9 protein-coding genes are annotated in these 11,088 nt (G+C 46.0%); 2 read left to right on the top strand and 7 right to left on the bottom strand.

Annotated features, from left to right (window positions below; all coding sequences use genetic code 11):
• The first annotated feature begins 316 nt into the window (after positions 1-316).
• Both QZ998_RS13150 and lpdA read left to right on the top strand, forming a co-directional pair.
• Complete coding sequence (locus QZ998_RS13150) at positions 317-1,642, top strand: dihydrolipoamide acetyltransferase family protein (protein WP_296561287.1); 1,326 nt, start codon at positions 317-319, stop codon at positions 1,640-1,642.
• 23 nt (positions 1,643-1,665) lie between these two features.
• Positions 1,666-3,051: a dihydrolipoyl dehydrogenase gene (lpdA, locus tag QZ998_RS13145; protein ID WP_296561286.1), complete on the top strand. Its 1,386-nt coding sequence runs from the start codon at positions 1,666-1,668 to the stop codon at positions 3,049-3,051.
• A gap of 160 nt (positions 3,052-3,211) precedes the next feature.
• Here the strand turns inward: lpdA and QZ998_RS13140 are convergent, their stop codons facing one another.
• The 7 genes from QZ998_RS13140 to QZ998_RS13110 form a co-directional block, all read right to left on the bottom strand.
• Positions 3,212-3,619 carry an SDR family NAD(P)-dependent oxidoreductase gene (locus QZ998_RS13140; protein ID WP_296561285.1) on the bottom strand — a complete coding sequence of 136 codons (408 nt, stop codon included), beginning with the start codon at positions 3,617-3,619 and terminating at the stop codon, positions 3,212-3,214.
• Positions 3,613-4,470, bottom strand: coding sequence for an AraC family transcriptional regulator (locus QZ998_RS13135; protein ID WP_296561284.1), 858 nt, complete (start codon positions 4,468-4,470; stop codon positions 3,613-3,615). Before QZ998_RS13135 ends, QZ998_RS13140 begins: the two co-directional genes overlap by 7 nt.
• A 31-nt stretch (positions 4,471-4,501) precedes the next feature.
• Entirely contained in the window at positions 4,502-5,176 is a 675-nt protein-coding gene (locus QZ998_RS13130) for a vWA domain-containing protein (protein WP_296561283.1), read from the bottom strand.
• Between the two features lie 76 nt (positions 5,177-5,252).
• Positions 5,253-6,287 (bottom strand): macro domain-containing protein, encoded by a 1,035-nt coding sequence (locus tag QZ998_RS13125; RefSeq protein ID WP_296561282.1) that lies wholly within the window; start codon positions 6,285-6,287, stop codon positions 5,253-5,255.
• 189 nt (positions 6,288-6,476) lie between these two features.
• A complete protein-coding gene (locus QZ998_RS13120; protein WP_296561281.1) occupies positions 6,477-8,846 on the bottom strand; it encodes an ABC transporter permease in 2,370 nt (789 codons plus the stop codon).
• A gap of 1 nt (position 8,847) precedes the next feature.
• Positions 8,848-9,606 carry an ABC transporter ATP-binding protein gene (locus QZ998_RS13115; RefSeq protein WP_296561280.1) on the bottom strand — a complete coding sequence of 253 codons (759 nt, stop codon included), beginning with the start codon at positions 9,604-9,606 and terminating at the stop codon, positions 8,848-8,850.
• A gap of 152 nt (positions 9,607-9,758) precedes the next feature.
• On the bottom strand, positions 9,759-11,069 hold the full coding sequence (locus tag QZ998_RS13110) for a HAMP domain-containing sensor histidine kinase (RefSeq protein WP_296561279.1): 1,311 nt from the start codon (positions 11,067-11,069) through the stop codon (positions 9,759-9,761).
• Positions 11,070-11,088 lie beyond the last annotated feature (19 nt).

The raw sequence follows: 11,088 nt of genomic DNA, 5'->3' as shown, positions 1-11,088 counted from the left end.
CCCTTTTTTAAAAGATGGTGATCAAAACTGTCGATAAAGAATACAGTAGTACCGACAATTGTTACATCATGTTGTTTGCGTCAGAGCGGACACAGCAGAGCCTGTCCGATTCTGCGCGAAGGCAACGAGCCAATCACAAGCATTCGCTTGTAATTGGCGACTGCCCGCGACCTACCCGAAAGAAGCATCGCGGATTTCGGGTGGTGCAGCATACAACAGATTAACAATTGGTCGGTACGGGAGTTTACGACAACCTAACTGTAACCTTGCTTGCGCAAGGTTGCAGTTCATTAAAATCAAAAATACGGAGGTTATTATGGCACAATTAATCGTCATGCCCAAGTTCGGGCTGACAATGACAGAAGGTACCATTGCCAGTTGGAATGTCGCTGTGGGCGATCCCATTGCTGAAGGCGATATTCTCTGCGAAATCGAAACCGATAAACTGACCAATGAATTTGAATCCCCCAAAGCCGGGGTGCTACTAAAAATTATCGAAGCTGACGGAGCGACCGTTACCTGTCTGGAACCGATTGCGGTTATCGGTCAAGCTAACGAAGATATTTCTGGATTATTAGCCGGTGGTGGTGCAGGTGTCGAAGATGCCGCTACATCTATCGACGATGCTCCCACTATTGCCGAAACCCCTGCTAAAACAGCTGGCGGCCGGATCAATGCTTCGCCGTTGGCTAAAAAACTGGCCAAAGAAAAGGGCATTGATCTTGGTTTAATCACCGGCACTGGTAATAAGGGCAGTATTACCGTGGATGATGTTAATAACTATAGACCAACTGATACGCTGACTGATAAAGCCGATAAAAAAACTGCTGTTTCCCCGGTTGCTAAAAAAATGGCCGATTCCTCTGGCCTTGATTTAAGCACCGTAGCTGGCGATGGTCGGATTATGAAAAAAGATGTCGAAGCGTTGCTGATGAAATCGCAAGCACCCGATGCCAGCCCTCAAAGCATCCCACTAAAAGGGATGCGTAAAACCATTGCCAAGCGGATGAGTGAAAGCTGGAGCATCTCGCCCCGGGTCACCTATACCCGGCCAGTCGATGCCAGCGGACTGAAAGAATTCCGGTCACGCTTAAAACCTGAATTTGAGAAACGGGGTCTCAAGCTGACCTTTAATCATATCATCATGAAAGTCTGTGCCCAGGCTTTGCTGGAGTTCCCCCATATTAACGGTAGCCTGGTTGATGATACCTTGATTCTTCATCCCCATGCCCATATCGGCCTAGCCATCGGTCTGGATTCAGGACTCTTGGTTCCTAACGTCAAAAACTGTGACCTCAAGTCGCTTTCTCAAATCGCTGAAGAAACCGAAAAGCTGATTACCGAGGCCAAGACCGGCCGCACCAATATGGACGATCTGACCGGTGGCACCTTTACCCTGTCTAATCTGGGAGCCTATGGAATTACTTCTTTTTCACCGATTATCAATCAACCGGAACTAGCTATTTTAGGTATCGATGCGATGGTTGACACCCCGGTTGTTATCGGTGGTCAAATCACCATCCGACCGATGATGAATCTGAGTCTCACCGCTGACCACCGGATCATTGACGGGGCTTTGGCCGCTCAGTTCTTACAGCGAATTGGGGAATATCTTGAAAACCCTGCCCTGTTATTGGTTTAAGTGCTGTGAAAGAAGGTAAAACGATGACACATATTGCAATAATTGGTGGTGGCCCCGGGGGCTACGTGGCGGCCATTCGGGCTGCCCAACTGGGCGCCCAGGTCACCCTAATTGAAAAAGAAAAGCTGGGCGGCACCTGTCTAAATGTGGGTTGTATCCCCACCAAGGCGCTGCTCCATTCTGCCGAGGTGTTAACCGAAGCTAAAAACTCGGCAAAAATTGGTTTAGTCATTCCTGAAGTCGGTTATGATTGGACAAAAATTCAAGCCCATAAGGAACAGATCAGCACCAAGCTATCCGGCGGCGTCAAGGGCCTTCTTAAGGCCAACGGGGTTAAGATTATTACCGGTTCTGCCCAGTTTTTAAATGATGAGGTCTTGCTGGTGACTGAAGCATCCGGCAAAACTGACGAGCTGCGGCCGGATAAAATTATCATTGCCAGCGGTTCGATACCAGCGCTTCCGCCGATTCCCGGTATTGATCATCCCAATTGCCTGGATTCCACCGGGGCGCTGACTTTGGATCATGTACCGGAACGACTGGTGATTATTGGTGGCGGTGTCATTGGTGTGGAAATGGCGTCTGTTTACAATCAATTTGGCTCTAAGGTGACCATTGTCGAAATGCAGCCGGGAATTTTGCCACTTATGGATGGTGAACTGGGCGAAATGCTGCGCAAAAAACTTGTGCGAGATGGGATAGAAATTTTAACGGGTACTCAGGTATTATCTGCCCAGGGTGATGAGCGCCAAACAACCCTTAAGATTAAAAAGGACGATAACGAGAGTGATCTCTCCGCTGATAAGATACTGGTGGCAATTGGACGCAAAGCCGAATTATCAACTTTGGGACTGGAAAACACCAGCATCAACTGGGATAAAAAAGGGATTTGTGTGAATCCAAAAATGCAGACCAATCTGGAGAATGTATATGCCGTCGGAGATTGTCTGGGCAAAACCATGCTGGCTCACGTAGCCTCTCAGCAGGGGGAAGTTGCTGCCGAAAATGCCATGGGTCATGAGGCCGTTTATGACGAAAAAACCAATCCCTCCTGTGTCTATACCAATCCTGAATTTGCTGGGGTGGGCCTTACTCAGGAGGATATCCGGGGTCATGAAAAAGATTATTCGATCGGCCGATTCCCACTGGCTGCCAATGGCAAGTCACTGATTATGGGCGCAACCGAGGGGATGATTAAAATTATTTCCGATAAAAAATACAAGGAAATTGTTGGTGTCCATATCCTCGGACCAAGAGCCACCGACTTGATTGTCGAAGGGGCGCTGGCGCTGCGGCTGGAATCGACGGTAGAAGAAATTATCTCGACCATTCATGCCCATCCGACCGTTGGAGAGGCACTTAAAGAGGCTGCCCTGGCTACCGAAAACCGAGCCATCCACTGGAAGTAAAAGCTATTAAATCGAGATTTGAACAGCGCTAATTTAAAATTTCAAGAGCTAGGATACGCGCTAAGAAAAACATGAACTAAAAAATGAATCACGCGCACAAGATAGAGCTGGAGATTGATAGGCACCAATCCCCAGCTCTCTATTTTTTGGCAGTATTTTATCAGACCTCCCATAATAGGGCTCTAAGCGATTCCGGTTGACTGCCATCTATATCGGTAAAACCATATTGACCGGCTAATTCTGCTGTAATCAGAATCTCTCCCGTCTCTCGGATCCGCTGCTCATCCTCGGCAAGGGCTGCAATACAACGCCCGACAAATTGAGGGCTTTCCATTTTAGTCAGATCCACTGCTTTATTATATTTAGCCAGCTCAACCATCCCTTCGGTGCTCACATTTCCGGGATAAAGCGAAACAACAGTCACCCCATAGGCTTTCAACTCATTGGCCATATCTTTTGACATCCTGTCGACGGTGGCTTTGCAGACGCCATAAGCGACATTGTTAAAATACCGCTGCCCACCGAAAAAAGAGAGATTCACGATTAATCCGCTTTTCTGCTTCACCATCTGTTCGGCTGCATACTTGCTGGCGACATAATTTGAGCGCACTCCCACCTGGTAATGATCATCCCGATGCCAACCGGCTTGATTTCAATTTCTTTGATCATAATCAACCGGTACAAATCTTCTTCGAAGGTTGCTCCAATATCAAACATATCTCCGCAATAAGAAAAGCTCACGTACCACCCCGCTGGTATCACCCGCTCTTTCAATCCATGATTAAAACTGTTGCTACTGGTCTGCTTTCCATAAAATACCGTATATCCCGTATCCTCGTCTCCATGACAATTAACAACTGTAAAAAAACAGCTGTGATCGAGCCCGGCACATTCGCCGGTTTTGGCAAGAAATTGACTCCCAAAGCTATTGAGATCATCCTCAAAGGTTTGACCCTCGCGGTTGATCTCAATACTTCGGCCCTGTAGCTTTATGGTTTTAAGATAGCGATAGTTTTCCTTTAAAACAAGCTTCCCTTTGTAATTGATGATCTCCCGCTCGACAATATCGACTTTTTCAACCCGGTCTGCCTTGCCTTTCTCTTTTTTGTAAATAGAGGGCGATATTCCAAACTGTTTTTTAAAAGCGCGGCTGTATACCTCCGGATATTCGAAACCAAAGTCATAAGCCACATCAATAACTGATCGATCGCCATCAAGTAGTCGCTCCAACGACTGGGTCAGCTTTCGTCCCAGAATATACTGCTTCAGGCTGATCCCAACGACGGTTTTAAAAATCCGATTGAAATGAAAGGCTGAAACATAAAAATGAGCCGATATTTCTTCCAGACTAATAGTACGGGTGATATTGTTTTCAATGTAGTCAACTGTTTCATTGATAAGCTTTACATAGTGATTCATTTATGCTTTTTAATCGCTCCTGTTTCTATTTTTATTTTTTTCTCCGCTGCTCAAAATCCTCATCAATTTTCGCCTTCCAATTGGCGGGAATCGGTTTGCAGGCCCGAAATTCACTGACCATCTCACTAACCACCCGATAGTTTAATTCGGTGCCGGCACCATCCGCATGATAATTGGCAGCCCTATCGGCATCAATCCCAAACCGGGCGGCGGTTTCAAGGGCATCAATATTGGCGCCCAGGAAAATAAATTCCCAGTGATACTGGGTCTTCTCGAGTTCGATCATTTTCTTGATCTTTTCATAGGTATATTCCCGGCTGGCATTTTCCAACCCATCGGTGGTAATCACGAAAATAACTTGATCAGAACGATATTCCGGCTGGGTGTAGCGTTGGGCATTGACAATCTTGTGGATGGTTTTTCCAATCGCATCGAGCAGGGCGGTACAGCCGCCGACATAATATTCGTTTTCGGTAATCGGGGCAAGGCCCTGGATATCAATCCGGTCGTGGAGCACTTCATAGTTATCATCAAAAAGTACTGTCGTGACCCGAGCCATTCCAGGGGCTTGTTGCTGTTTTTTAAGCATGGCATTGTAACCGCCGATGGTATCGCTTTCCAAACCCGACATCGAGCCGCTTTTATCCAGAATAAAGACCAGTTCCGTTTTAGTAGTTTTTTCTTGATTTGTTTGATTTGTGTTCATCGTATTATCCTCCGTTTCTTTGTTAATCAAAGGATAACACGATTTGCCTGGTCGTTGGTCGCTTTCAAAACGACAATCAGGCGCCTAACAAAGCCTGGTCAAAGGCGAATAGAGCTTCGTTGATTTCATAAATGTTATAGTTTTCTCCATTGATAAAATATTCAATAATCAGATCGAAGGTGTTGCTGTGGGAGAGGGCGTAACCCGCCCGCTCCAGCAGATCGCGGGTCTCGTCAAGATTTAACTCCAGGGCAATGGCGAAGGCAATCGCGGTAGCCTTGCTGGGATTATAATCCTTTTTACTGCGAATCTTGGAAAACAATTTCCGGTCAATATTAGCTTTTTTATAGGTTTCTACATCGGTCATGCCCTTTTGATCAATCAGTCGCAGCAGCATCTCTGAAAACGAGTCATCGAGTTGCCCCAGCAGATCCTCCAGACTCCTTTTGACTGCTACCGTCGGTGCCGGTATAAAGGGCTGACTTTCAGCCAGCTTTTCTTGCGGAGCGGTCGTGCGCACCCGACTATACTTGGGCAGGTCGGGTTCAAATTCAATATTTCGTTCATCAACAGGATGTTCATCCACATAATGGTCATCAATATATTTTTTTATATCAGCAAACAGCTTTTCACTAAAAGCAAAAGCCCTTTTATCAAAAACCACCAGATAAACTCGCAGCTCGTGTTTTAGTAGAAATTCCGAGATGGCCGTCACCGCAATCTTTAGCGCTTGGTCCTTGGGATAGCCATAGATCCCTGATGAAATCAGGGGAAAGGCAATCGTTTTACAATCCTGTTCTAGCGCCAGCTGCAGGGAGCTGGTATAGGCCCGGTGAAGCAACTTGGCCTCGTCTGCACCACCGCCCTGCCAGACCGGCCCGACGGTGTGGATGATTTTCTTTGCCGGAAGCCGATAACCATCGGTGATCACCGCCTCACCCACCGCACAAAAACCAATCTGATCGCATTCGGCCTGGAGCTTGTCCGCCCCGGCGGCGGCAAAGATCGCCCCACAGACGCCGCCGCCCATTTTTAGCCCAGTGTTGGCGGCATTAACAATGATGTCGACCGACATTTTAGTAATATCGTTTCGGATGATTTCAAATGGCATATCTCAAGCACCGTCCCTTCATTAGTTCAATTACAATTCCAATCTTTTCTTCATTATATCAGAGTAATCAAGAAAATTAATCCATTTTTGAAAAAAAGCCATGATGCCTGGAGACGGCATCATCGCTTGAATAAGTGTCTATGTTCGATTCAACGGTTTTGTTGATACATCCTGACTTTAATCCTGACTTTAATCCACCCCTTCTTCAAACATCTTACAGGGGCTAATCTTTCTGATCTTGCCGGCAACAAGCAGCACCGTTGTTAGTCCTAGCAGGCTGATTCCGATTGCTGTGAACACCACCAGGCTGGGATCGACGTAAAAATCACAGTTTAAGATGCCATTGGCCGCAAGCATCAGGGCCAGCAGCGGATTGGTGGCAAAATAGCCGGCAATGGCGCCCACCACCGCCGCTCCAATAATGACCGGCATTTCACTAATTATAATTTGACCAATCAGCTGATTGGCAGTAAAGCCCAGCGCCTTGGAAACCCCCAGGCGGGTTCGCTCGCGTAAAATCCGTACCCTGATCACTAAAAATAGGATAAACACGATGATGACGGCGATCATCCCCAGACATGCTGTTACCACAATTTTCATCGATGCTTCAAATGATTTTAGCATCATTTCAATCGATTCGAAATAGCTGTTACAAAGAATCTGCTCTTTGCCATAGTGATTGTTTATTTTGGTGATAAATTTGTCGGTCTCCTGACCCGGCGCCAGATAGACCATGAGGTTCTGTTCTTGATAAGATGGCACCAGTTTTTTCATGCCTGCTGTTGTTATCGCAGCACCTTTTCCCAACATATTAAAATGTTGAATTACCCCAACAACCAAAAACTCCTGGCTGATCCCATTATAATCAATCGCTACCGTATCACCCATCTGGGCGCCAAGATTACCAAGGACAATGCTGGTGATGGCAATCTCATTATCATGTGCCGGCATCCGACCTTTTACGCAGGTATTGACTTTCAGCCGGCTGTAATCTTCAGTAATTCTGGTATCAGCTCCGCTTTCTTGACCCTTAAATTGGATCATCCCATCAAAAGAATTAAGCCTGATGACGTCTTCGACCTCGGGCATCGCGGCAATTTCTGAAAATATTTGTTCTTCATCCACCAGGGCGGTCAGTTGCACTTCGGCGGTTTCCAACCCGATTAGCTTGATCATCGCGGTTTGATCGACCGAAAAATTGTAGTAGGCTGCCAATGCAAATACACTCACCAGACTCAGCAGCATGATGATCAGCCCGGCAATGGCATTCTGGCCTTTATTAAGCATCAAGGCTTTTAGACCCATGGCGGTATTGAGATTTAGTTTTGTCCGCTCTAGCGGGAACCTATTTCTCCCAAAATGATGGGTTTGGACACCACTGCGCAAGGCTACTAGGGGGGTGATTTTCTTGATTTTGTAGGCGCTCAAATAAGAAATTCCCAGCACCGCAATGAGGATCACACTTAGGCTTGTCAGCACCGCCTTAAGGTCAAGCCCGGTCGCCCACCCAAGGCCGATTGCAGATGATACGACATTGGTAATTATGGGTGAAATCAACAGTGCCGCACCCAGTCCCACCACAAAAGCGACGGTGGCAATCATCAGGTATTCGAGCAAAATCGAGCAAATGATCTGCCTGCTTGTGTACCCCATCGCTTCCAGGGTTCCGATATTCTTGATATTGTTTTCAATATGGGTGGTGGTCGAAAATTTAATCACGATCGCCGCAATCACTAAAATAATAATCGAAAAAGAGACCAGCACTGCCATAATAATGTTGATAAAAACACTTACCCCGGTTTTCATTGTTCCGTAACTGAGGGTAAAGTAACTGCCGGTACCTTCTGGTAGGATGTTTTCAATTTTTTTGGCACTTTGGGTTTCAAATGATTCCGACTCATTGATATTTTTCGTAATCACCGCCATGTAAGTGCATTTTGAGCCGTAGGCCGTTTGGGAAAGGAATTCCGAAAACTGCTGATCGCCGACATACAATTTATACATACTCACGTTAGAAGGACTGGCAAACATCAGATCTTCATAAAATCCGGCAATCTCAAGCTCGATACTGGCATCATCGACCATCAATTTTAAGGTATCGCCGGTCTGATAGCCGTTAACCACCTTTAAGATATAGGGAACAATCACCCCATTTTGGGGCATTTGATCGGCCTTATCAATGATATCCACCCGCGAGATTTGCCGGGGCGTATCAAGATTTAAAAAAATCGAGGAAATACGATAGGCTTCTTCGCCAACGTCAATATTTTGAAATGCGGACGACATCGATATCATCCCTGTTTCCTCTTCACTGTAGGAATAGGCCGCCATTGATTCATAAATGTTGCGGATCTCCTGATTATGGGTTCCATCGTTTATCGAAATGATATGGGCGCCATTGGATTGGGTATTTTTCTTATCGATAAAGGTGTCCATATTTGATAGCACACTGATTCCCACATAGAGAAAGATGGTAGTGATGGCAATCAGGATCATCAGGGTGGCGGTGGCCACCTTGGCCTTTTTAATATTGTTGGTTGCAATCATCAGGATCTTCATGCTACCATCCCATACTTTCTAAAAATTCCCGAAGCCTTCCATGCCGTTTGGGATCGTCCTTGACATAGGTTCCCAGACTCAGTTCGTCGATGATGACCCCATCCTTTAGATAAAGAATACGGTTAGCCCGACGGGCAGTTTTGATATCATGGGTCACCATGATGATGCTTTGGCCAGAGGCATTGACCTCGGTCAGTACATCTAATACGTTGACGGCGTTGGTTGAGTTAAGGGCTCCGGTCGGTTCATCCGCAAAGACGATTTCCGGCGCATTGATCAGTGCCCGGACAATGGCTACCCGCTGGGCTTCCCCACCAGATAGCTGCGATGGATACTTATCATAACAGGTATCATCCATGCCAACCTGATGGAGCAGCTCTTTTGCCCGGCTGGCGATGGTCTTTTTATCACGGCTGACCAGCAGGCCCGAGATCATAATATTATCGAGCACCGTCATGGTATCATTGAGATAGATCTGCTGAAAAACAAAACCGCAATGCTTTCTTCTAAAGATAGCCAGTTGGTCATTGTTATATTTGGAGATCTCCTCGCCTCTAAAATCGATCGTTCCCAGGGTCGGCTTGTCCATCCCCGACAAGGCATAAAGCAGGGTCGACTTGCCCGATCCTGAGCTACCCATAATAACTGTGAAGTCCCCTTCTTTTATTTCGATGTTGAGATTTTTTAAGACGTGCTGCATGATGCTGCCGTTTGAATAGGTTTTACTGAGCATTTCTGCCCTTAAAATTGTATTTTCCATTAGTTCCTCCTGCTTGACAAATTGCTTCTTTATCCCGATGATAAAGACCATGGTCGGCTTTTGCTTTCCATGGCCTTATTATATGCGATATGTTCTTAACCGGTCTTTTGCCAACTCTTACTAATTCCTTATCTGTTTCTTAAATCGAAAAACTAAACCACTTTGATCCGTAATTCTACCACAAAGCCGTCCTCATTATAACAGCGGAGATTTCCACCCATGCCGACCATAAACTGTCGCGCCAGATAGAGACCCAAGCCCGATCCCGGGGTATTTTGAACCGTTTGCCCGGAACCACGAAAAAACTTTTCACATACCAGCGGACATTCGTCAGGATCGACCCCGACTCCATAATCTTTGATTTTTACCGTCAGATTTTTTTCTGTTTTGTCGAGATTAAACCAGATATCGATATCCGTTTTGGCATATTTATGGGAATTACTAATAATATTGTCAATCACCTGACTAAGTCGCAGCGGGTCACAAAAAATCAAGCACTCGGCCAGATCATTTTTAAATTGGATTTTCCCGAAATTGTCGATATCCTTAAACATTTGCATAATCACAGTGCTGGCTTGTTCACTGCTATTGATTTTTAGCATTTCCAGTTCTTCCAGGGTTGCGTGGAAGAGGTTGCTAATCAAGGCATCAATGATATCAGCTTTGGCATCGATCACGGCAATTTTTTCGATGCTTTCAGTCAGCGTCCTTGCTACCGTTAAAGCTGGCAAATCGGCTGTTTTAACGGTTGCCAGCTTGATCGCTAGCACCTCACAGATGGCTTTAATGGTGGCCACCGGTGTTTTTATATCATGGGATAGTTCGGCGACCAGCTCTTTTTTGCTGATATTAGCCTGATATTCGCCCTGCCTGGCCTTTCTCAATTCTTCCCGCATCAAATCAAAGCTTTCGGTAAAGGCTCCAAAGTAATTACCCCGATCCATCGGCAAGCGAAACTCCAAATCACCATCAGCAATTTTTCGGGCAAACTCTTTCATAACACCAAAGGGCCTAAGAATCGATCGGTGTACCAGCCCCAAAACCGCATAAACCATCATTAAGACAATCAGAAAGGTGATCGTGACACTGATCAGCAGCCTTTTTTTGATGGTTGCTTCTTCATTGCTTTCGGCTCGAAAGATGATCTTCCCCAGTAGTTCTAGCTGCCCATCAGCTGCTGGTTCGGTCAAATCGATGATGGTCTGACGATTCTTGATCCCGTCAAACAAAAGCGCCTGATAATTTTCATCCCCAACCAGGGCGATCTGATAGGACATTGCCCCAACAGTACCAGACTTTTTAGCCACTCCATCGGCCCAGTCTTTTTCGATGCTTTTAACGATTCCATTAATCTCCGTAACATCGACCTGATTAATCTGGGTGGCCGTAATCGTGCTGATAAGCGACACATAAACAACCAATAACATCACCGTAAATACAATAACCACGTTTCTTATTTTCATCGATTCCCTCAACTGAACA

The organism is uncultured Acetobacterium sp. (assembly GCF_927416815.1).
In the GTDB taxonomy this organism is placed as follows: Bacteria; Bacillota; Clostridia; order Eubacteriales; family Eubacteriaceae; genus Acetobacterium.
The sequence above is the reverse complement of the archived record's forward strand: the minus strand, read 5'-3'. Positions and strand labels throughout refer to the sequence as shown.

Bases quoted from the DNA above. Each gene is read 5' to 3' on its own strand.
- QZ998_RS13125 (WP_296561282.1), bottom strand. From the start codon at position 6,287: ATGCCATTTGAAATCATCCGAAACGATATTACTAAAATGTCGGTCGAC.
- QZ998_RS13130 (WP_296561283.1), bottom strand. From the start codon at position 5,176: ATGAACACAAATCAAACAAATCAAGAAAAAACTACTAAAACGGAACTG.
- QZ998_RS13110 (WP_296561279.1), bottom strand. From the start codon at position 11,069: ATGAAAATAAGAAACGTGGTTATTGTATTTACGGTGATGTTATTGGTT.
- QZ998_RS13140 (WP_296561285.1), bottom strand. From the start codon at position 3,619: ATGGTGAAGCAGAAAAGCGGATTAATCGTGAATCTCTCTTTTTTCGGT.
- lpdA (WP_296561286.1), top strand. From the start codon at position 1,666: ATGACACATATTGCAATAATTGGTGGTGGCCCCGGGGGCTACGTGGCG.
- QZ998_RS13150 (WP_296561287.1), top strand. From the start codon at position 317: ATGGCACAATTAATCGTCATGCCCAAGTTCGGGCTGACAATGACAGAA.
- QZ998_RS13135 (WP_296561284.1), bottom strand. From the start codon at position 4,470: ATGAATCACTATGTAAAGCTTATCAATGAAACAGTTGACTACATTGAA.
- QZ998_RS13120 (WP_296561281.1), bottom strand. From the start codon at position 8,846: ATGAAGATCCTGATGATTGCAACCAACAATATTAAAAAGGCCAAGGTG.
- QZ998_RS13115 (WP_296561280.1), bottom strand. From the start codon at position 9,606: ATGGAAAATACAATTTTAAGGGCAGAAATGCTCAGTAAAACCTATTCA.